The following is a 22242-nucleotide window of genomic DNA, read 5'->3' as shown; positions in this document are numbered from 1 at the left end:
CAACGAATTTTTACATTTGTCACGTTCCGTAATCACTTCAGTATTCGCTGAGTCTCACCTGATATTTAACCGCATTGACCGAAATCATGACTTGTAAACAGACCATGCCGCCATAACGAAACGACAATGCGATATTTTATTCTGAGAGATTTTTTTCTATATCATGCAGCAAACGGTGCAGCATTGCCGTGTCGCGCTGCTCAAGCAGCCCCAAACGCTGTTGTAACCAGTCGGCCAGTTTGATGTCGCCCGCCACCCCGAGACGATCGAGCAGCGCCATGGCGCGTGACCGTAACGCCTGAAGCTGATTGTCCTCGCCAGACGTTACCGGCGCTGATGAATTATGCGTCAATGCCGAAAGCTGATAGCAATATACCATCACCGCCTGACCCAAATTTAACGACGGGTAATCCGCTACCATCGGCACACCGGTGAGCACGTCCGCCAGCGCCAGCTCGTCGTTGGTAAGGCCGGAATCTTCCCGCCCGAACACCAGCGCGGCATGGCTCATCCATTGCGATTTTTCCTGTAAAAGCGGGACTAATTCCTGCGGCGTGGCGTAGTAATGAAAGCGTGCGCGGCTGCGCGCCGTGGTCGCGATGGTAAAATCCACGCCCTGTAACGCGTCGGCGAGCGTCGCGTAAGTGGTTGTATTTTCTAGGATATCGCCAGAACCGTGCGCTACCCACTGGGCGGCCGGTTCGAGATGCGCCAGGCTATCGACGATGCGGAGATCGCGAAAACCCATGGTTTTCATCGCCCTTGCGGCGGCACCAATATTTTCTGCTCTTGCTGGAGCCACCAGCACGATGGATAAATGCATTTTTCATTCTCTGCGTTTTCTTCACGGCGATCAAAATGTGATGCGGCTCAACATATTGCGCAGCGCGAATTTACAAAATTGCAACAAAAATCACTGAAATAGTGTTTCTTAACATATAAAAAACGCTAAACTATTATCTGATAATAATCCGGGTTATAATGTTAACAGAAGCTTTATATCCCTATGTTTATTAATGATATTGTCATAAACTCCGAAAACCATACATAGGATTCGCCCCCTTAATTAGTTAGGCTGTGCAACTAATTAAAATGTTGAAAAATTGTGATAACCGATAGCATTTTGCTGCAGGGATTTCACTAGAGTGTTAACGTGCTACAATTGAACTTGATATATGTCAACGAAGCGTAGTTTTATTGGGTGTCCTGTGTCTCTTAGCCTGTTATGTTGCTGTTAAAATGGTTAGGATGACAACCGTTTTTGACACTGTCGGGTCCAGAGGGAAACTACCCACGACCAAGCTAATGATGTTGTTGACGTTGATGGAAAGTGCATCAAGAACGCAATTACGTACTTTAGTCATGTTACGCCGTTCATGTTAATTTGCGACATGTACCAGGCAGGTCAGGGACTTTGGTACTTCCTGTTTCGATTTAGTTGGCAATTTAGGTAGCAAACATGCAGACCCCGCACATTCTTATCGTTGAAGACGAGTTGGTAACACGCAACACGTTAAAGAGTATTTTCGAAGCAGAAGGCTACGATGTTTTCGAAGCGACCGATGGCGCGGAAATGCATCAGATCCTATCTGAAAATGACGTCAACCTGGTGATCATGGATATCAACCTCCCAGGGAAAAATGGCCTTCTGCTGGCGCGTGAACTGCGCGAGCAGGCGAACGTTGCGCTGATGTTCCTTACCGGTCGCGACAACGAAGTGGATAAGATCCTCGGTCTGGAAATCGGCGCCGATGATTACATCACCAAGCCATTCAACCCGCGTGAACTGACTATCCGTGCCCGCAACCTGCTTTCCCGTACCATGAATCTCGGTACCGTGAGCGAAGAGCGCCGCAGCGTTGAGAGCTACAAGTTCAATGGCTGGGAGCTGGATATCAACAGCCGTTCACTGATTAGCCCTAACGGCGACCAGTACAAACTGCCGCGTAGCGAATTCCGCGCGATGCTGCACTTCTGTGAAAACCCAGGCAAGATTCAGTCACGTGCTGAACTGCTTAAGAAAATGACCGGCCGTGAGCTGAAGCCGCACGACCGTACCGTTGATGTCACCATCCGCCGTATTCGTAAACACTTCGAATCGACGCCGGACACCCCGGAAATCATCGCCACCATTCACGGCGAAGGTTATCGTTTCTGCGGTGACTTACAGGAATAATCCTGCACACATAAAGAAAAAGGCGCCTGACGGCGCCTTTTTTCATTTCCACACTCTTAACTCATCACTCTCAGGCATGGCGGGCTTCGCTTTCGGTTTCGATAGCGAATACCAGTCGAAATGCCGCGTCAGGAACATCACCGCGCTCAGCGCCGCCAGCAGCACGCCGGTGCCCAACAGCAGCGCGCTGTCTTCAGAACGCAGCAGCACCCACATCACGCCATCCAGCATCAGCAGCGCCGCGGTGAACAGCAGACTGTTGCGCCACCCTTTCAACACCGCCTGCAGATAAATACCGTTGATGAAGGCCCCGGTCAGGCTGGCGGCAATCCACGCACGGGTAAAGCCAATATGTTCCGACAGCGCCAGCAGCACCAGGTAAAACATCACCAGCGACAGCCCCACCAGGAGATACTGCATCGGGTGCAGACGCAGCGCCGTCAGGGTTTCGAATACAAAGAACGCCATAAAGGTTAGCGCAATCAGCAATATCGCGTATTTGATTGCCCGATCCGTCAGTTGATACTGATCCGCAGGTGTCGCAACCGACACGCTGAACGCCGGCAGTCCGTCCCAGGAGACGCGATAGCCACGGTTAAACTGGCTACCCAGATCGGTAGCGAACCAGCTGCTCTGCCAGCGCGCGCTGAATCCTTTATCATTGATTTCACGCTGGACCGGCAGGAAATCACCGAGGAAGCCCGGGTGCGGCCAGTTGCTGGTCAGCGCCAGTTCACTGTTACGCCCGACAGGCACAACGGAGAAGCTTCCCGTTCCGTTCAGATTCAGGGTCATCGACAGCGAAAGCGTTTTAGCGCCGAGCGTCGCGACGGAAAGCGGTATATGCAACCCCGGTAAATCGCCATGCAGTCCACTGCCCGGCTCGACCGTCACCGGCACGCCGTTCAGCTCNAGAAACGGCTCGCCCAGCGTGACGTTATCTTCCGCCAGCGCCTCCAGCTTGCTGCGGTCAAACTGCGCTTTTACCGCCAGCGCGGTATGCCAGATTTGCCCTTCATAGATGCCAATCTGACGGGATTCGACATTTTGCTTACCCTCCACCGCCAGCGATTCCGGCAGCCAGTAGCGGTAATACATACGCTTACGCACCACTTTTTTGTCATCCTCTACCTCGGTGTAAACCTCGGTAGCAGGAACGGCAATCAGCGGGCCAATCAGCTTCTGCGGCCCGCTGGTACTTTGCCGTAAGCTGTCTTCCACCAGAGAACGATAGCTCGCGCGTTCAGACACCAGATTGCTGACCATCATTAAGGGAACCAGTAATAAACCGACGCAGCCTATCAGCGTGGCGATTTTGAAAAACAGGGGGGATTTAAACATAGCCTTCTCCTTTTTATGATGCTGGCAGGATATCGGGGCTATGTGGGGAGAATTTGAAGTTATGTGAAGGGACGGTGAAGTCGCAGCATCGCCCTGACGCCACCGTCCGGCAGGTTGATTAGCTGGATGTCGCCCTGGTGCAGACGCGCCACTTCCTGGACGAACGCCAGCCCCAGGCCGCTGCTCTTCTGGCCATTTTCACGCGGCAGAGAATAGAAGCGTTCAAAAATACGCCCAAAGGCGTAGTCGGGAATACCGCTGCCGGTGTCGGTGACGCTAAGACTGATTTCGTTGTCCTGCCTCTCGGCTCGAAGCGTAATAACGCCACCTGCCGGGGTAAAGTCGATGGCATTATCCAGCAGATTTCCCAGCGCCTGCTCCAGCAGTTCTTCATCGGCGGTCACGTCACTCGTCTGCACATCGCGTTGCAGTGCAATCCCCTTCGCTTCCAGCGCCACGCTGCGCGACTGCGCAAGCCGCGCAAACAGCGGTTCGAGTTCAACGGTAAGCTGGGGGATGTCGGCACGGTTTTCCAGCCGCGCCTGCGCCAGCAGCTTTTCTACCAGCGACTGCATGCGCGTATTCTGCACCAGAATGTTATCGCTAAACCGGGAGACAACCTCCGGCGGCGGCAGCTCTTTGAGGATCTCCGCCGCGCCGCGAATGGCGGCCAGCGGGCTTTTCAGTTCATGGGTCAGGGCATAAACATACTGTTCGATGTAGTTCTTGCCTTCCAGACGCAGNTTACGCAGCTCGCTGCTGCCGACGTCCGGTAACGGCAGCGCGTTATTTTGGGTGACCGAATCGGCATAGCGCGAAAGCTTGCCGATCGAACGGTTGATCCACCACACCATTCCCGCCCCGACCAACAACGCGATACCCAGCAGTGCGCCGCCCGCCCACAGCATGCGCCGTTCGCTGCGCTTAATCACCGGCGCCACCGCGCTGTTCGGTTTGCCAACCGAAATCACGCCGATGATGCGGATGATGCGCCGGTTTTCCAGCACCGGCGCAGCAACATACATCACCGAACTGTCGGGATCGGCGGGGTCGCGCGCCGTACTGCGGGCGCCGTACTGACCGCGCAGCGTCAGCCAGACGTCATTCCAGCGCGAGTAATCCTGCCCGACGGCTTTGCCTGCGGAATCAAACACCACCACGCCGTTTTCATCGGTCATGTAGACGTGATATTCGTTACGGACTTTATTGATGCCGCCAATGTTCGCGCGGAACGGGCGATGCTGTAATTCGTCGAACGCCTCCGCCAGCCTGCCATGCGCCGGATCGCCGGATTGCAAATCGTCCCGCGCCAGCGCCGCCAGCAGGGTGGCGGTGTCGATAAGCGTGCCTTCTGTCGCCCGCCGCACGCCTGGCTTTATCTCTTTTACGAAGATGAACAGCACAAACCAGGCGGCAATCGCCACAATCAGGAAATACCCCAGCAGCAGCCGCATCCCGATCCGCATCAGTGCATCCCCAGGCTATAGCCGAGGCCGCGGTGGGTGCTGATCGGCGATACATCAGGATTGATGGCGCGAAGCTTGGCGCGCAGCGTTTTGATGTGCGTATCTACAGTGCGATCGAAACTCTCCTGATCGTCGCCCCAGACCTGGTCCATCAGTTGCTGGCGGGAGAAGACACGCCCGGGCGACAGCAGCAGCGTTTTCAGCAGCAGGAATTCGTAACGCGTCAGCTGCAATGGCTGTCCGCACCAGTCAACGTGCGCCGCGGCTTCATTCAGCTCAAACTGACCAATGCGCAGCACCGGCGGCGGGGTGGCGAATTTTTGCAGACGGCGCAAAATGGTGCGCACTCTGGCGCATACTTCGCGTGGAGAAAAGGGTTTGGCGACGTAATCGTCAGCGCCGATTTCCAGCCCCAGCAGCTTATCAACCTCATCATTGCGCGCGGTCAGGAACAGCACTGGCAGGCCTGGCGCCTGCGCCAGCAGCCGACGACACAGCTCAAATCCGCTGATATCCGGCAAGCCCACGTCGAGGATCGCCAACGCCGGCAGGGACATGTGCGCCGCGTCCAGCACAGGTAAACCGCGCTCAAACGCCTTCACCCGAAAGCCTTCCTGCTGGAGCATATAAATCAGCGTGTCGGCAATGCCAATCTCATCCTCAACCAGCCAGATCAGGGGTTGTTCCATACGCTATCCCGTTACTGTGACCACGGCATGATCGGCACCGCGCTGAGGGCGTTTTTCGGTGAACCTTCCACCACTCTGTCGGAGTAGGTCAGGTAAATCAGCGCGTTACGTTTAGCATCATAGAAACGCACCACCTGCAGCTTTTTAAACACCAGAGAGGTCCGTTTCTGGAACACCACATCCCCCTGCGCTTTGCCGTTTTTGATCTTGTCACTGACTTCAATCGGCCCGACTTGCTGGCAGGAGATCGCGGCATCGGCAGTATCTTCCGCCAGCCCTAAGCCGCCTTTGATACCGCCGGTTTTGGCGCGGCTCAGGTAACAGGTGACGTTTTTGACATCCGGATCGTCAAACGCTTCAACGACAATCTTATGGTCCGGACCAAACATCTTAAAGACGGTGTCGACGGAACCAATCTGCTCCGCATGCGCGGCCTGGCCCATAACGCAAAGAACTATTGCTACGATCAAACTCTTATATTTCATATTGTTACCATTTCTAAAAATTGAGCTGCGCAATTATTCAACATTTCAGCAGAAAATACATAGAGATCACAGCGTTAGGATAATTATGCCCGAATTATGTTCAGAATCGCACTTAAGAACAAAAAAAACACTGAATGCTAAAACTTCAAACAATGTTATTATCCGCTACCTTATTATCAGGCATCTGCGATTAAGGACGAGGACTTTATATGGATCAGGCAGGAATTATTCGCGATCTCCTTTCCTGGCTTGAGGGCCATCTGGATCAGCCTTTGTCACTGGATAATGTGGCAGCCAAAGCGGGATATTCCAAGTGGCACCTGCAGAGAATGTTCAAGGACGTTACCGGCCATGCCATTGGCGCTTATATCCGCGCGCGTCGTCTGTCCAAATCCGCCGTTGCCCTGCGCCTGACGGCACGTCCTATCCTGGATATCGCCTTACAATATCGCTTTGATTCACAACAAACGTTTACCCGCGCCTTTAAGAAACAGTTCAACCAGACGCCCGCGCTGTATCGCCGTTCGCCGGACTGGAGCTCGTTTGGCATGCGTCCGCCGCTGCGTCTGGGCGAATTTGCGATGCCGAAGTATGAATTTGTTACGCTGCCGGACACGCACCTCGTCGGGATTACCCAGAGCTACACCTGTAAACTGGAAGAGATTTCTGATTTCCGTAATCAGATGCGCGTGCAGTTCTGGCGTGAATTCCTCAGCAATACCCCGTCGATTCCCCCGACGCTGTACGGGTTACACGAACCGCGCCCGAGTAAGGATAAAGACGACGAGCAGGAGGTGTTCTACACCACCGCGCTGACGCCGGAACTGGCGAACGGGCACGTCCAGAACACGCATCCGGTGACGCTGGAAGGCGGGGAATATGTGATGTTCATCTATGAAGGGTTGGGAACCGGGCTGCAGGAATTTATTCTGACGGTCTACGGCAGTTGTATGCCGATGCTCAACCTGACGCGCCGCCGTGGCCTGGATATCGAACGCTTCTTCCCGGAAGATGAAGCAAAGGGACAGGAACCGCCAATTCAACTGCGCTGCGAGTACCTGATCCCTATTCGTCGCTAGTCGCGGTTAACGCTGCAGCTCATCTAACGCAGGGGCATCAAGATGCGAGACGTCCCCTGCAGTCTCAACGACCCATCCTGACGCCAGCCACGGGCTCTGCTGATAATCCACGCGGGAAATCGAACAGTTACGTAAACGTAAACGGCGTTCGGCATAGGCCGGAAGCCCGAGGATCGTACTGACGAGGCAGCCCAGCGCCATGCCGTGGCTGACCAGCAATGGGCGGCTCCCTTCCGGCAGCTCAAGGCAGGAGACCAGCGCGGCGTTCATACGGTTGCCCAGCTCCTGCATCGATTCGCCATCCGGAATGCGACCGTCCGGCGTGCCGTTGACCAGTTGACGGCGCCAGCCCTCTTCCTCTTCGGTCAGCGATTCAATGCGGCGTTTTTCCAGCACCCCCATGTCCAGCTCACGCAGGCGCGCGTCAAGCGTGACACTACATCCGCAGGCTTCGGCGATGATCTCAGCCGTGCGGCGCGTACGCCCTAAATCGCTGGAGATGATATGAGTGATGCCTAATGTTCTGGCGCGTTCACCCACCTGCCAGGCCTGTTGCTCACCTTTCTCGGTCAGCGGACTGTCGGACTGGCCCTGAATGCGTCGCTCGGCGTTCCACTGCGTTTCACCGTGGCGAACAAGGTATACCTGTAACATGCTTTTTATCCGTTATACTGCGATGACAATTTCTTTGTAATGATATCTTGATTATGCACCATGTTGTCTCAGCAACCACCAATCCTGCCAAAATTCAGGCGATTCTTGCCGCTTTTACCGAGATTTTCGGCGAAGGATCCTGCCATATTGATGCTATCTCCGTCGAGAGTGGCGTACCGGAACAGCCGCTTGGAAGTGACGAAACGCGCGCTGGCGCACGGAATCGCGTCGATAATGCCCGCCTCGCTCGCCCGGACGCCGATTTCTGGGTGGCGATAGAAGCCGGTATCGACGAGGGCAGCACCTTCAGTTGGGTGGTGATTGAAAACCGCGAACAGCGCGGCGAAGCGCGTTCCGCCACGCTTCCCCTGCCGAAGGTCATTCTGGATAAAGTGCTTGCCGGTGAGGCGCTGGGGCCGGTGATGTCACACTACACCGGCATTGATGAGATTGGCCGCAAAGAAGGCGCGATTGGCGTGTTTACCGCAGGCACGTTGACCCGCAGCAGCGTTTACCACCAGGCCGTGGTGCTGGCGCTCAGCCCGTTTCACAACGCCATTTATCGCTGAGTGCCTGGCAGCGTCTCTTCGAGCCACTGACGCAGCTCCGCCGGTGCCGACTTCAGGCTGTTTGACCCGCGCGTGATGGTGGCAATGCCCGCGCCAAGCTCGCTTTTCAGCTCGCGCTGGCTCATTTCGCCACGTAAAAGCTCCTCAATAATGCGCACGCGCGTGCCCAGCGCTTCGCGCTCATCGGGCGTCAACATCAGGCTGAGCAGCGGAAGATGCAGATCGGCGCTGTACGCCTGGCGAAGCAACTCCACAAAACGAAGCCATTCCTGATGGCGCTGTTCGGTCACCGCCGCTGAATAAGGGGATTGCTGATTCATGTCAGGTCACCATGTCAGGGTGGGCAGCGAGATTGCCGCCCACTATTTGTACTCTTCAACGAGTACAAAGCATAACATACTCCCTTCGAATCAGTAACGCTGGCGCCATTCCGAATCGCTCAAAATCACCGGTTTGTCGCCCATGAAGTAGCGATAGTAGGCGTCATACGCCAGCACGTTCTTCACATAGCTGCGGGTTTCCGAGAATGGAATGCTCTCGACAAAGGCCACTGCATCAATGCGTCCCGCGCTGTTGCCGCGCCACGTCCGTACGCGACCCGGACCCGCGTTATATGCCGCCGAAGCATAAATGCGATTATTCCCAAACTGCTCGTAGACGTACTGCAGATAGCGCGTGCCAATGTTGATATTGGTTTCAGGATCGAGCAGTTGGCTCTGGCTGCTGTAACCCGGGATGTTGAACATTTTCACCGTATGGCTGGCCGTCGCGGGCATCAGTTGCATCAAGCCCGTCGCGCCGACCGGCGAACGCACTTTCGGGTTCCAGGCGCTTTCCTGCCGCGAAATCGCCATTGCATAGCTCTGCGAGATGTCCTTGTCGCGGGTGTAACGCGCGTAGAGATCTTTATAGGCCAGCGGGAAGCGTTCCTGCAAGTTATCCCACAGTTTCCCGGCAATGGTCGCCTGCACGCTGAGATCCCACCAGTCCTGGTCGAAAGCGTAACGCGCCAACTGCGCCTGTTCGTTTTTCGTCCGGCTGCTGACCAGGTTGGCCCATTCGCTACGGGCGGTGTTATCCAGCCCCCAGTACATCAGTTCACGCACGCGTGCCATTTCCTGACCGTTGACCAGCAGCGGCGCAATGGTACCCTCGGCTTTTTCAACGCGCAGTGGATAATCTTCGCCGAGACGCTGAGCGGCCACCATCGGGTAGAAACCGCGCTGCTGCATCAGCGAGCGTAAAATCTCTTTGGCTTCAGCGTCGCGCCCGCGTTNNGCCGCGACAGCCAGGTGTTGAGACCCCGGCGATCGCCGATGCCAATCGCCATGCGCACGCGGCGCTCCAGCAGCGATGTGGATTGCGAGCGCATAATCGCGTCGTCACGCCAGCGCGCCTGTTCGCTGGTAACGTCGTTGCCCATCAGACGCCAGGCCACGATGTCGCGCAGTTCCTGCGTCTGCGCGTCATTCAACTGCTGCGCCTGTACCAGCGATGGGATCATCAGGCGGGCGTTTTCCGCATCCTGCCGCGCAACGCTGGCAAAGGCCACCGCCGCCATCTGGCGAGTGAAATCCGTTGCGCCGGTTGTACTGGCGAACGTCAGCACGTTCTGCGGATTATTGGCGAGATCGGTGACCGCCGCCGCGATGGTGAGATAATCGCCCGGCATCTGTGCCGCCAGCGCTTTCACCAGCCCGGTGTTGCCTGCGGTCATCGCCAGGCGGATGCGCTCCAGATACGCCAGTGGATCCTGCGTTCCTGACGAACGCCAGGCGCTGAAAAGTTTATCACAGGCGTTCGGCTGGCTCTTGCCGGTCAGCCACAGATCTTTCGCGCCCGCCCAGGCGTCTTGCGTCAACCCGACGCTGTATTTGGCGAAATAGTAGTTACATTGCGCTTCGGTGGTGCCCGGTTTTTCCGGGCTGAAGGCCAGCAGGCCACGCCAGTCTTCACGGCGCGCCAGCTCGTTCACAAAACGGTTTTGCAGCGTACGCGCCGGGGGTAACGTCGGGTTGGCGCGCACAAAATTGGTCACGGTAATCGCGGGTTCATTCATCAGATCGTCAGTGAGCTGACGGTATTCCAGATAGGGATACAGCGGATAGTCTTTCAGCGTGGGCATCAGTTGTGCAACCACGTCCATTTGCCGGTTATCCCACGCCTGTTTGACCTGGAGATAGCGGCTACGCTGTTCATCCAGTGAATCGGCATGCGCCAGGCTGTTTACTGACAGCAGGCAGACGCTGGCGGCCAGCAAACGCCAGGCCAGGGTTTTGGCTCTTTCCACACGCTCTTCCTCAATATAAAAATGCAGCATCGTGCCGCTTAGGGCCTATCTTATGCTAATCAGACATTGCCGAATGCGCCATGTTCCAGACACTTTTTTACCTTGCTGGGCTTAGCCTGCGAAAAAGGCTACACTTCGCCTTTGAAAACTTCCGATCAAAATAAAAGAGGCGAAGTCCAACGTGGCTCAATTCGTTTATACCATGCATCGTGTCGGCAAAGTGGTTCCGCCGAAACGTCATATTTTAAAAAATATCTCGCTGAGCTTCTTCCCTGGCGCAAAAATCGGTGTTCTTGGCCTGAACGGCGCCGGTAAGTCTACCCTGCTGCGCATCATGGCGGGCATCGATACCGATATCGAAGGCGAAGCCCGCCCGCAGCCTGGCATTAAAATTGGCTATCTGCCGCAGGAACCTCAGCTGAATCCTGAACAAACCGTGCGTGAATCCGTGGAAGAGGCGCTCTCTGAAGTGGTTAACGCTCTGAAACGGCTGGATGAAGTCTACGCGCTGTACGCCGATCCGGACGCCGATTTCGACAAACTGGCTGCCGAACAGGGCAAGCTGGAAGAGATAATCCAGGCACACGACGGTCATAACCTGAACGTGCAGCTGGAACGCGCAGCCGATGCGCTGCGTCTGCCGGAGTGGGATGCGAAAATCGCGAACCTGTCCGGGGGTGAGCGCCGCCGCGTGGCGCTGTGCCGCCTGCTGCTGGAAAAACCAGACATGCTGCTGCTCGACGAACCGACCAACCACCTGGACGCCGAATCCGTGGCCTGGCTGGAACGCTTCCTGCACGACTTCGAAGGCACCGTGGTGGCGATTACCCACGACCGTTACTTCCTGGATAACGTCGCCGGCTGGATCCTCGAACTTGACCGTGGCGAAGGCATTCCGTGGGAAGGCAACTACTCATCCTGGCTGGAGCAGAAAGACCAGCGTCTGGCGCAGGAAGCCTCTCAGGAAGCGGCACGCCGTAAATCCATTGAGAAAGAGCTGGAGTGGGTGCGTCAGGGAGCGAAAGGCCGTCAGTCGAAAGGCAAGGCGCGTCTGGCTCGCTTTGAAGAACTTAACAGCACCGAATACCAGAAACGCAACGAAACCAACGAACTGTTTATTCCACCTGGCGCGCGTCTGGGCGATAAAGTCGTTGAGGTCAACAACCTGCGTAAATCCTACGGCGATCGCCTGCTGATTGACGATCTGACCTTCTCAGTACCGAAAGGCGCGATTGTCGGCATCATCGGTCCGAACGGCGCGGGTAAATCAACCCTGTTCCGCATGATGTCCGGTCAGGAACAACCGGACAGCGGCAGCATCACCCTCGGCGAAACCGTGAAGCTGGCGTCGGTGGATCAGTTCCGTGACAGCATGGACAACAGCAAAACCGTGTGGGAAGAGGTTTCCGGCGGGCTGGATATCATGAAGATCGGCAACACCGAAATGCCGAGCCGCGCGTACGTTGGGCGCTTTAACTTCAAAGGCACCGATCAGGGTAAACGCGTGGGTGAGCTGTCCGGTGGTGAGCGTGGTCGTCTGCATCTGGCGAAGCTGCTGCAGGTGGGCGGTAACGTGCTGCTGCTTGATGAACCGACCAACGACCTGGATATCGAAACCCTGCGCGCGCTGGAAAACGCCCTGCTGGAGTTCCCGGGCTGCGCGATGGTTATCTCGCATGACCGTTGGTTCCTCGACCGTATTGCGACCCACATTCTGGATTACCAGGACGAAGGTAAGGTCGAATTCTTTGAAGGTAACTTTACTGAATACGAAGAGTACAAAAAACGCACGCTGGGCGCCGACGCGCTGGAGCCGAAGCGTATTAAGTACAAGCGTATTGCTAAGTAAGTGCCTGAGTGCCGGGTGGCGGCTTCGCCTTACCCGGCCTACGGTTACGTGCGGTTTGTAGGCCGGGTAAGCGTTAGCGCCACCCGGCTTTTTTCAACGCCCCACATAAAACCGCTTCACCTCATCAAACTGCATCGCAAAGTCGATATAGCGCATCAGCGCAGGCGAGTTCAGCTTACGGCTCGGGTAGGCCAGCCACAGGTCGTTCCCCTCCACGTTCCACTCAGACAGCACCTGAACTAACGCCCCTTTCTCAATCTTATCTTCCAGCAAAAAAGCGGGCAGCAGCGTGATCCCGGCACCAGCAATCGCACACTCGCGCGCGTAAACCAGGTTATCCGTCAGATGGGCGTTATCCGGCAAATAGCGATGATCCTCACTGCCGCGTTGCAATACCCACTCCGACCAGGCTTTGTGCGTAATACAGCGATGCTCCACCAGCTGACGAGGGTGTTCGAGCGGAGCAAAACGCGCGAGGTAATCCGGCGACGCCAGCATATAGCGCGGGCAGTGGCCGATCATGCGGCCGATCAGGGAGGAATCCTGCGGCTTACCGGTGCGCAGCGCCACGTCAAAGCCAGACTCCACCAGATCCACCACGTCGTCCGAAATCGAGACATCCAGCGACACGTCCGGGTAGCGGCGCTGAAACTCGGCGTTCATATGCGCCAGCAGCGTCGCCCCCAGCCCCGCCGGACAGGTAATGCGAAGCCTCCCACTCGGGTTATCCCGCAGGCGCTGAATGGCGTACTCCGCCCGCTCGCTGGCGGCCAGCATCTCCCGGCAATGCACCAGATAATGCTCGCCCGCAAAGGTCAGATTGAGCTTGCGCGTAGTGCGGTTCAGCAGCCGGATGCCCACCTGCTCTTCAAGCTGGCTGATGCGCTGGCTGACGCTGGACTTCGGCAGCCCGGCTTTTTGCGCGGCGGCGGTAAAACTGCCCATCTCGGCCACCAGCGCAAACAGCGCCATGTCATGTAGCTGTTTAAACATGATTGTTCATCCTGTGCGAACACTTCGTTCTTGATTGTCCATCTTATCACGCAGCTGACCACTTTATAGACTAGCCTCAACACAACGCATTCCATTGAGGAGCACACCATGTCAGTTAAAGCCATCGCCGTTAACCCAGAAAATCCCTCCACGTTTATTGAAATCAATCTGCCCCTGCCCGCGCCGGGCGAACACGATCTGCTGGTCGAGGTGAAAGCCGTTTCGGTGAACCCGGTGGATACCAAAGTTCACGCCGGTATCGCTAAAAGCGGTATTCAAACGCCGCGTATTCTCGGCTGGGATGCCAGCGGGATTGTCACCGCCGTGGGCAGCGCGGTGACCGGATTTAAACCGGGTGACGAAGTGTGGTACGCGGGGGACATCACCCGTCCCGGCAGCAACACCACCCACCAGCTTATCGACGCGCGCATTGTCGGACATAAGCCCGCCAGCCTCGACTGGGCGGCCTCTGCGGCGCTGCCCCTGACCGCGCTGACCGCCTGGGAAGGGCTGTTTGAACGCCTGAATATTCAGGATGCAGGATCGGAAAAAACGCTGCTGATCATCGGCGGCGCGGGCGGCGTCGGATCCCTTGCGATCCCGTTTGCGAAGCACAACAGCAAGGTGAAGATCGTCGCGACGGCATCACGAAAAGATTCCGCCCAGTGGTGTCGCGATCGCGGCGCTGATTTAGTGGTGAACTACCGGGATCTGAAAGGCGAGCTGGCAAAACAGGGCATCAGCTTTGTGGATTATATTTTTATTCTTAACGATACCGACGGGCACTGGGACGCGGTGAGCGAACTGATCGCACCGCAGGGGCATATTTGTTCCATCGTGGAGAATCAACACCCGCTGAACCAGGACAAGCTGAAATCCAAATCCGCCGCCCTGCACTGGGAGTTTATGTATACCCGCAGCATGTACCAGACCGAAGATATGGCGCGTCAGGGAGAGATCCTCAATGACGTGGCGAAGCTGGTGGATGACGGCGTGGTGGAAAGCTCGCTCAGCGAAACGCTGCACGGACTGAGCGTGGAAAGCATTACCGAGGCGCACCGCAAAGTGCTCGACGGGCATATGCGGGGGAAAGTGGTGGTTGCGTTCTGAGTGGTCTGATGCCCTCACCCCGACCCTCTCCCACAGGGAGAGGGAGGTTAAAGCTTACCCCTGCTCGCCCATCATCTCTTTCACCAGCTCCACGCAGCGCAGGAATCGCCCGTCGTAATCCGACTCTTCCACATGCACAAACTCAATGTTGTTGGCGTTGAGCATCTCCACCAGTAGCGCCTGAAACTCCTGCCGATCCACCGAACTGCCGAGGCTGCGCAGGCCATCCGCCACCCACGGCGTGTTATTTTCCAGCAGAATAACCAGGTGGAAACGGTATTCATCAATCAGCGCCTGCACAAACGGGTGCTCGCGCCCTTCGTATTTTTTACAGAACGCCTGCGTGGTGACGAAATCGGTATCGACAAACGCGACTTTATTGGCGTATTTGACCGCGAAATCAATATATTGCGCATGACCGAGCGCGATCTTGTCATAGTCGGAATACTGCAGCGCCATCTCATCACCACCGAGGTGCGAAAAGACATAATCGCGGCCATATTCCCAGGCGCTGGTGGTGTTGAAAATATTGGCGAGCTTGTTTACCAGCGTCGATTTACCGCTTGATTCGCCGCCCAATATCGCCACGGTGCGCACGAAAAACGGCTTCACTTCCGTTGGGATGTATTCCCAGTAGCGGAACGGGTTCTCGCGGATCTGCGCGCCGCTGATGTTCATGAAGGTACGTTTCGGATCGATAATCACCGTCTCAACGCCCAGATGCTTCAGATACTGCGGCGCATCGGCCTCTTCGGAGGTGTAAATCCAGTTCGGCGCGATCCCCTTCTCTTCCATGAAGGCATGAATGCCGCGGCTCCAGACGTCCCAGCCGTGTGGATAGGGCTCCATCCCCTCTTCATTGAAGGCGTGAATGCGGATGTTTTTCTGGTATTTAAAGGTTTGCAGCAGCCAGCGCAGGCGATCCGGCACGGTCGGCTGCTGGGACATGGCGCTGTCTTCGAACAGCTCGCGGTCGCGCGTGTCGTCATACCCCATAATGATGTGCAACTCATCGACCTGGCTACAGGCACGCTGAATCAGATAGATATGACCGGTATGCAGCGGATAAAACTTACCAAACACCACGCCGATATTTTTCTCACGACGCGGAAACTCAAGCCCCAGAAAACGGTGCAGCGCTTCCAGCTTTTGCGCGCTGGGGCTTTTAATTTTGGCATTCAACAGCTGGCTTAAATAGCCTTTGGTCATGCCGCTGGCATCCGCCACCTGCTGCAGGGTGCAGCCTTTCTGGCGGATGGCGGTTTTCAGATAGTCAAATGACGACATGAATGCCCCTCTGAAATGAAGTCGTGCTTTGTATTATAAGTCGTCAAAGACACTTAACGCATCAGAGAGTTTTTTAACACCAAAGACTTGCATCCCTTCCGGGACTTTTTTCGGCACGTTGGCGGCAGGTACAATCGCCCGCCGAAAACCGTGTTTGGCCGCTTCGGAAATCCGTTCCTGACCGCTCGGCACCGGACGAATTTCACCCGCCAGCCCGACTTCACCAAAGACGACCAAATCCTGCGGCAGCGGCCTGTCGCGCAGGCTCGAGACCATCGCCAGCAGCAGTGCCAGATCGGCGCTGGTTTCGGTGACCTTCACGCCGCCGACCACGTTAACGAAAACGTCCTGATCGGCCATCTGCAGACCGCCGTGACGGTGCAGTACCGCCAGCAGAATCGCCAGTCGGTTCTGTTCCAGCCCCACCGCCACGCGGCGCGGGTTAGCCATCATCGAGTGATCCACCAGCGCCTGAATTTCCACCAGCAGCGGGCGCGTCCCTTCCCATACCACCATCACCGAACTGCCGGAGGTTACTTCATCGCCGCGACTCAAGAAAATTGCCGACGGGTTGCTGACTTCACGCANGCGCCAAAGCGGTTCTTGTGGCTGCGCAGCGTACGAAAGCGGGAATCGGCGTCGCCGTCGAGCATTACCGAGCAATCGATGCAGTGCTCAAGCACTTTCGGCCCGGCCAGCGAGCCATCTTTGGTGACATGGCCGACCATCACGATCGCCACGCCGCGCGTTTTGGCGAACCGCGTCAAATAGGCGGCCGTTTCACGCACCTGCGCAACGCTGCCGGGGGACGACTGGATATCCGCCATGTGCATCACCTGAATGGAGTCGATGACCATCAGCTTCGGCTGTTCTTCGTCGGCAATCAGGCAGATTTGTTCGATGCTGGTTTCTGACAGCATATTGAGATTTGCCGTGGGCAAATTAAGACGGTGCGCGCGCATCGCCACCTGTTGCAGCGACTCTTCGCCGGTAACGTACAGAGTTTTCATCTGTTCAGCGAGGCGGCACAGCGTCTGCAGCAGCAGCGTGGATTTCCCCGCGCCGGGGTTGCCGCCAATCAGGATCGCACTGCCTGGCACAACGCCGCCGCCGAGCACGCGGTCAAACTCTTTAAAGCCGGTGGAGAAACGCGGCAGTTCTTCAAGGCTAATATCCGACAGCTTCTGGACTTTCGCCGGGCCACCGCTGCCCGCATAGCCGCTCAGACGCTCATTACGCGCCACTGTGGGCGAAGCGGCAATACGCACTTCGGTGATCGTGTTCCAGGCATGACAGGCGCTACATTGCCCCTGCCAGCGCGGATAATCCGCACCACATTCGTTACAGACAAAGGCGCGTTTGGGTGCTTTCGCCACAGAGACCTCTTACTTTTGATTCAGGCTGCCGGAGAGAATACAGAAGATCCCCATCAGGTCAGCGTGACGGATAGACACTTCCGTCTGTTCATTAACTTTTGGTTTGGCGTGATAGGCAATGCCCAGCCCGGCGGCTTTGATCATCGGTAGATCGTTGGCGCCATCGCCCACGGCGACCGTTTGCCCGTCCGGAATTTCATATTTTTCCGCCAGACGCTTCAGGGTATTGGCTTTGTATTTCGCATCGACAATATCACCGACCACGTGGCCGGTCAGCTTGCCGTCCATGATTTCCAGTTCGTTGGCAACCACGCTGCTGAGGTGCAGTTTATCGCGCAGGTAGTCAGCGAAGAAGGTGAAGCCGCCGGAGGCGATGGCCACCTTCCAGCCCAATGCCTGTAATTTCAGCACGAGTTGCGTCAGCCCAGGCATCAACGGCAAATCGTCACGAACCTGGCGTAGAATAGAGGCGTCGGCGCCCTTCAGCGTCGCCACACGGCTGCGCAGGCTGGCGGTAAAATCCAGCTCGCCGCGCATGGCGCGCTCGGTGACTTCCGCGACCCTGTCGCCGGTACCGGCTAATTTCGCGATTTCATCGATGCATTCGATCTGAATGGCCGTAGAATCCATGTCCATCACCAGCAGGCCAGGGCTTTTAAGGTGCGGGATTTTACCGAGCGGCGCAACGTCCAGCCCGGCGTCATGCGCCAGACGCGTCGCGCGTGGGGTCAGCGAACCCGCCAGGCGGATGACCTGATAATCCTCCACGCACCAGGCGGAGACGATCACCATCGCCGCCCCTAACGTACGCTGATAGGTCGTCAGACGTGTTTTATCAAGGCCGCGGCCGTACAACAGCCAGCCGCTGCGGCCAGCATGATAATCCAGCGGCATCACTTCGTCGCCGCTTAAAGAAAGCGGCAATCCGGGCCACAGAGAGACGTCTTCTGAGAGATCGCACCAGGTCAGACTGTTCGGCATTACAGCTCCACACATCAACAAACAGATAAGGAAATTAACGCATGAGGCTACCTTGTAACCAGCGCTTCTGGCAACATTAAGCTGCAAATTTTCAAAGGTGGAATATGGTTCGCGCAAAACTGAAATTCCGGCTGCATCGCGCCGTGATCGTTCTGATATGTCTCGCCACGCTCGTTGCCCTGATGCAGGGAGCGTCCTGGTTCAGCCAAAACCACCAGCGGCAGCGTAATCCGCAACTGGAGGAGCTGGCGCGGACGCTGGCCCGACAGGTGACACAGAACCTGGCACCGCTGATGCGCACGGATAATCCCGATGAAAAGCGGATCGCGCATATCCTGACGCAGCTGACGACCGAGAGCCGCATTCTTGATGCGGGCGTCTACGACGGTCAGGGCGATCTGATTGCCCGCGCCGGGGAAGGTGTCAACGTCCGTGATCGGCTGGCACTGGATGGCAAAAAAGCGGGCGGCTATTTTAATCAGCAAATCGTGGAACCGGTGCAGGGCAAAAACGGCCCGCTCGGCTATCTGCGTCTTACGCTGGATACCCACACGCTGCCAACGGAAGCCCGGCAGGTGGATAACACTACTAATATGCTTCGTCTGATGCTGCTGCTGTCGCTGGCGACGGGCGTGGTGCTGGCGCGTACCCTGCTGCGTGGCAAACGCACCCGCTGGCAACAATCCCCTTTCCTGCTCACCGCCAACAAATCGGTGCCGGAAGAGGATGAGAGCGAGAAGAAAGAAGGATGATAGAATCAGGGTTCGTTTCAGAAAGGAAATCTGCCATGTCGACGCTCCGTCTGCTTATTTCAGACTCATACGATCCCTGGTTTAACCTCGCGGTGGAAGAGTGTATTTTCCGCCAGATGCCCGCCACGCAGCGCGTGCTGTTCCTGTGGCGCAACGCCGATACGGTGGTGATTGGCCGTGCGCAGAATCCGTGGAAAGAGTGCAACACGCGCCGTATGGAAGAGGATAACGTGCGCCTGGCGCGTCGCAGCAGTGGCGGCGGCGCGGTGTTCCATGATCTGGGCAATACTTGCTTTACCTTTATGGCGGGCAAACCGGAATACGATAAAACCATTTCTACCGCCATCGTGCTGGAGGCGCTCAACGCGCTCGGCGTGACAGCGGAAGCCTCCGGGCGCAACGATCTGGTGGTCAAAACGCCGGAAGGCGATCGCAAAGTCTCCGGCTCCGCCTACCGCGAAACCAAAGACCGCGGCTTCCACCACGGTACGCTGTTATTGAACGCCGATCTCAGCCGACTGGCTAACTACCTGAATCCTGACAAGAAAAAGCTGCAGGCGAAGGGAATCACCTCCGTGCGTGGTCGCGTCGCTAATCTTATCGAACTGTTGCCGGGGATCACCCACGAGCAGATTTGCCAGGCGGTCACCGACGCCTTTTTCGCGCACTACGGCGAGCGCGTGGAAGCGGAGATCATCTCCCCGGACAAGACGCCGGATCTGCCCAATTTTGCCGAAACGTTTGCCCGCCAGAGCAGTTGGGAATGGAACTTCGGCCAGGCGCCTGCGTTCTCGCATCTGCTGGATGAGCGTTTTACCTGGGGCGGCGTTGAGCTGCATTTTGACGTTGAGAAAGGCCACATCACCCGTACGCAGGTGTTTACCGATAGCCTCAATCCGGCGCCGTTAGAAGCGCTGGCGGCACGGTTGCAGGGCTGTCTGTATCGGGCAGATATGCTGCAGCAGGAGTGCGATGCGCTGCTGGGAGATTTTCCGGAGCAGGAAAAAGAGTTAAGGGATTTGTCAGCATGGATTGCGCAGGCCGTGCGCTAGTAAAAAAGCCCGCTGGCGCTGCGCCAGCGGGCACAGACAAGACTTACTCTTTATCGCCCAGCAGAACGGATTCCAGCGCGATTTTGATCATGTCGTTGAACGTGGTCTGACGTTCAGCGGCAGAAGTCTGCTCGTGAGTGCGGATATGGTCAGACACGGTGCAGATAGTCAGCGCTTTCGCCCCGAATTCTGCTGCCACGCCATAGATACCTGCCGCTTCCATTTCCACGCCCAGAATGCCGTATTTCTCCATCACGTCGAACATGCTCGGGTCCGGCGTATAGAACAGATCGGCAGAGAAGATGTTGCCGACGCGCGCATCAACGCCCAGCGCTTTTGCCGCATCTACTGCGTTACGCACCATGCCGAAGTCCGCGATAGCGGCAAAGTCATGATCTTTAAAACGCAGGCGGTTCACTTTGGAGTCGGTGCAGGCACCCATGCCGATCACCACGTCACGCAGTTTTACGTCCTGACGCACCGCGCCGCAGGAACCCACGCGAATGATTTTCTTCACGCCGAAATCGGTGATCAGCTCTTTGGTGTAGATGGAGCAGGACGGAATGCCCATGCCGTGGCCCATCACGGAGATTTTGCGACCTTTGTAGGTACCGGTGTAACCCAGCATGCCGCGCACGTTGTTCACTTCGCGGAAGTCTTCGAGGAAAGTTTCTGCAATATGCTTTGCACGCAACGGATCGCCCGGCATCAGCACAACGTCTGCGAAATCACCCATTTCTGCGTTAATGTGTGGGGTAGCCATCTTCAATTCCCTTATTAGTATGTTGGTTTATGCCGGGTGGCGGCTGCGCCTTACCCGGCAATGACGTTAAAACATGGCCTTGCCATATTCCATGTCGGAAGTGCCAAAGTATTTCGCCAGCGTCTGACCAATATCCGCGAATGTTTCGCGGTGGCCCAGAGAGCCCGCTTTCACTTTCGGACCGTAAACCAGCACCGGGATGTGCTCGCGGGTGTGGTCGGTGCCTTTCCAGGTTGGATCGCAGCCGTGGTCGGCGGTCAGGATCAGCACATCGTCCTCACCCACCAGTTCCATCAGCTCCGGCAGACGACGGTCGAACAGTTCCAGACCAGCGGCATAGCCCGCGACATCACGACGGTGACCCCACGAAGAGTCGAAATCAACGAAGTTGGTGAAGACAATGGTCTTGTCGCCTGCTTCTTTCATCTCTTTGAGGGTGGCGTCGAACAGCGCATCCAGCCCGGTGGCTTTCACTTTTTTAGTGATGCCGCAGTTGGCGTAGATATCGGCGATTTTACCCACGGACACCACCTGACCGTCTTTCTCGTCGACCAGTTTCTGCAGAATGGTCGGTGCCGGTGGTTCTACCGCCAGATCGTGACGGTTGCCGGTACGCTGGAAGTTCCCCGCTTTGTCGCCGATAAACGGACGCGCGATCACGCGGCCAATGTTGTAGCCGCCTTCGGTCAGCTCTTCACGGGCGATTTCACACAACTCATACAGCTTGTCGAGGCCAAAGGTCTCTTCGTGACAGGCGATCTGGAAAACTGAGTCCGCAGAAGTATAGAAAATCGGTTTGCCGGTTTTCATATGCTCTTCACCGAGCTGGTCGAGGATCACCGTTCCGGAGGAGTGGCAGTTGCCGAGGTAACCCGGCAGATTTGCGCGTTTCACCAGCTTATCCAACAGTTCCTGCGGGAAGCTGTTGTCGTGATCGGAGAAATAGCCCCAGTCAAACAGCACCGGTACACCGGCGATTTCCCAGTGACCCGACGGGGTATCTTTACCGGAAGAGAGCTCGTGCGCCCAGGCGTACGCGCCAATCACTTCCGCATTGCCGTCCGGGCCTGCAGCAATTTTACCGGTGGAGCCTTCGTGGGCTTTCGCCAGACCCAGACGGGTCAGGTTCGGCAGATTCAGCGGACCTTTACGACCGTTGTCAGCTTCCCCTTTGGCACAGGCTTCCGCGATATGGCCGAGGGTATCTGAACCCACGTCGCCAAAACGGTCAGCATCTTCAGTAGCACCGATGCCGAAGGAGTCCAGCACCATAATAAATGCACGTTTCATCAATCAATCTCCGTACTCTATGCGCTGCAAAAAAGCGATC

20 protein-coding genes and 2 pseudogenes are annotated in these 22242 nt (G+C 56.6%); 7 read left to right on the top strand and 15 right to left on the bottom strand.

From position 1 onward, the window contains the following. Positions 1–136 precede the first annotated feature (136 nt). Complete coding sequence (locus GM30_RS18150; protein WP_049849772.1) at positions 137–823, bottom strand: tRNA/rRNA methyltransferase; 687 nt, start codon at positions 821–823, stop codon at positions 137–139. A 400-nt stretch (positions 824–1223) separates the two neighbouring features. Then, positions 1224–1364 carry a YjjY family protein gene (gene yjjY, locus GM30_RS26330; protein ID WP_152958365.1) on the bottom strand — a complete coding sequence of 47 codons (141 nt, stop codon included), beginning with the start codon at positions 1362–1364 and terminating at the stop codon, positions 1224–1226. A gap of 95 nt (positions 1365–1459) precedes the next feature. Here yjjY and arcA point away from each other — a divergent pair, with 95 nt between their 5' ends. After that, positions 1460–2176, top strand: coding sequence for a two-component system response regulator ArcA (arcA, locus tag GM30_RS18145; RefSeq protein WP_038155765.1), 717 nt, complete (start codon positions 1460–1462; stop codon positions 2174–2176). Between the two features lie 42 nt (positions 2177–2218). Here the strand turns inward: arcA and creD are convergent, their stop codons facing one another. From creD to creA, 4 genes are all read right to left on the bottom strand, one after another. Next, entirely contained in the window at positions 2219–3517 is a 1299-nt protein-coding gene (gene creD / locus GM30_RS18140; RefSeq protein WP_049849771.1) for a cell envelope integrity protein CreD, read from the bottom strand. 59 nt (positions 3518–3576) lie between these two features. After that, entirely contained in the window at positions 3577–4983 is a 1407-nt protein-coding gene (creC, locus tag GM30_RS18135) for a two-component system sensor histidine kinase CreC (RefSeq protein WP_049849770.1), read from the bottom strand. Continuing rightward, positions 4983–5672: a two-component system response regulator CreB gene (gene creB / locus GM30_RS18130; protein WP_049849769.1), complete on the bottom strand. Its 690-nt coding sequence runs from the start codon at positions 5670–5672 to the stop codon at positions 4983–4985. The genes creC and creB overlap by 1 nt, the downstream gene beginning before the upstream one ends. Before the next feature lie 11 nt (positions 5673–5683). Continuing rightward, a complete protein-coding gene (gene creA, locus GM30_RS18125; RefSeq protein WP_049849768.1) occupies positions 5684–6157 on the bottom strand; it encodes a protein CreA in 474 nt (157 codons plus the stop codon). A gap of 209 nt (positions 6158–6366) precedes the next feature. Between creA and robA the strand changes: the two genes are divergently transcribed. Continuing rightward, positions 6367–7236 carry an MDR efflux pump AcrAB transcriptional activator RobA gene (gene robA, locus GM30_RS18120; RefSeq protein WP_049849767.1) on the top strand — a complete coding sequence of 290 codons (870 nt, stop codon included), beginning with the start codon at positions 6367–6369 and terminating at the stop codon, positions 7234–7236. 6 nt (positions 7237–7242) lie between these two features. On the opposite strand, the gene gpmB is transcribed toward robA, so the two are convergent. Then, positions 7243–7890, bottom strand: a complete 648-nt coding sequence (gpmB, locus tag GM30_RS18115; RefSeq protein ID WP_049849766.1) for a 2,3-diphosphoglycerate-dependent phosphoglycerate mutase GpmB — start codon at positions 7888–7890, stop codon at positions 7243–7245. A gap of 53 nt (positions 7891–7943) precedes the next feature. On the opposite strand from gpmB, the gene yjjX reads away from it, so the two are divergent. After that, positions 7944–8459: an inosine/xanthosine triphosphatase gene (gene yjjX, locus GM30_RS18110; RefSeq protein ID WP_049849765.1), complete on the top strand. Its 516-nt coding sequence runs from the start codon at positions 7944–7946 to the stop codon at positions 8457–8459. Here yjjX and trpR read toward each other — a convergent pair. Beyond that, a complete protein-coding gene (gene trpR / locus GM30_RS18105) occupies positions 8450–8779 on the bottom strand; it encodes a trp operon repressor (protein WP_049849764.1) in 330 nt (109 codons plus the stop codon). The genes yjjX and trpR overlap by 10 nt on opposite strands. A gap of 90 nt (positions 8780–8869) precedes the next feature. Continuing rightward, positions 8870–10749 (bottom strand): annotated as a pseudogene (gene sltY / locus GM30_RS18100) (murein transglycosylase). A 181-nt stretch (positions 10750–10930) separates the two neighbouring features. Here sltY and ettA point away from each other — a divergent pair. Next, on the top strand, positions 10931–12598 hold the full coding sequence (ettA, locus tag GM30_RS18095) for an energy-dependent translational throttle protein EttA (protein WP_049849763.1): 1668 nt from the start codon (positions 10931–10933) through the stop codon (positions 12596–12598). Positions 12599–12691: 93 nt separating this feature from the next. Here the strand turns inward: ettA and GM30_RS18090 are convergent, their stop codons facing one another. Next, entirely contained in the window at positions 12692–13591 is a 900-nt protein-coding gene (locus GM30_RS18090; RefSeq protein ID WP_049849762.1) for a LysR family transcriptional regulator, read from the bottom strand. A gap of 108 nt (positions 13592–13699) precedes the next feature. Between GM30_RS18090 and GM30_RS18085 the strand changes: the two genes are divergently transcribed. Next, positions 13700–14701, top strand: a complete 1002-nt coding sequence (locus GM30_RS18085) for a zinc-binding alcohol dehydrogenase family protein (protein ID WP_049849761.1) — start codon at positions 13700–13702, stop codon at positions 14699–14701. A 54-nt stretch (positions 14702–14755) separates the two neighbouring features. Here GM30_RS18085 and nadR read toward each other — a convergent pair whose 3' ends face one another. The 3 genes and pseudogenes from nadR to serB form a co-directional block, all read right to left on the bottom strand. Further along, the gene (gene nadR / locus GM30_RS18080; protein ID WP_049849760.1) at positions 14756–15988 is read right to left on the bottom strand and encodes a multifunctional transcriptional regulator/nicotinamide-nucleotide adenylyltransferase/ribosylnicotinamide kinase NadR; all 1233 of its coding nucleotides are present in this window, start codon (positions 15986–15988) and stop codon (positions 14756–14758) included. Positions 15989–16021: 33 nt separating this feature from the next. Next, positions 16022–17364: pseudogene (gene radA / locus GM30_RS18075) on the bottom strand (DNA repair protein RadA). A gap of 9 nt (positions 17365–17373) precedes the next feature. Continuing rightward, the gene (gene serB / locus GM30_RS18070; protein WP_049849759.1) at positions 17374–18345 is read right to left on the bottom strand and encodes a phosphoserine phosphatase; all 972 of its coding nucleotides are present in this window, start codon (positions 18343–18345) and stop codon (positions 17374–17376) included. Positions 18346–18449: 104 nt separating this feature from the next. On the opposite strand from serB, the gene GM30_RS18065 reads away from it, so the two are divergent. Further along, a complete protein-coding gene (locus GM30_RS18065) occupies positions 18450–19097 on the top strand; it encodes a YtjB family periplasmic protein (protein WP_049849758.1) in 648 nt (215 codons plus the stop codon). Positions 19098–19132: 35 nt separating this feature from the next. Beyond that, on the top strand, positions 19133–20149 hold the full coding sequence (gene lplA, locus GM30_RS18060) for a lipoate--protein ligase (protein WP_049849757.1): 1017 nt from the start codon (positions 19133–19135) through the stop codon (positions 20147–20149). A 43-nt stretch (positions 20150–20192) separates the two neighbouring features. On the opposite strand, the gene deoD is transcribed toward lplA, so the two are convergent. Together deoD and deoB are read right to left on the bottom strand one after the other, a co-directional pair. After that, positions 20193–20912, bottom strand: a complete 720-nt coding sequence (gene deoD / locus GM30_RS18055) for a purine-nucleoside phosphorylase (RefSeq protein ID WP_049849756.1) — start codon at positions 20910–20912, stop codon at positions 20193–20195. A 66-nt stretch (positions 20913–20978) separates the two neighbouring features. Beyond that, positions 20979–22202, bottom strand: coding sequence for a phosphopentomutase (deoB, locus tag GM30_RS18050; RefSeq protein WP_049849755.1), 1224 nt, complete (start codon positions 22200–22202; stop codon positions 20979–20981). Between the last annotated feature and the right edge of the window lie 40 nt (positions 22203–22242).

Origin of the sequence: Trabulsiella odontotermitis (assembly GCF_001188485.1) — a bacterium.
GTDB classification, from domain to species: Bacteria; Pseudomonadota; Gammaproteobacteria; order Enterobacterales; family Enterobacteriaceae; genus Trabulsiella; species Trabulsiella odontotermitis_A.
This window is presented reverse-complemented; position numbering and strand designations above follow the sequence as displayed.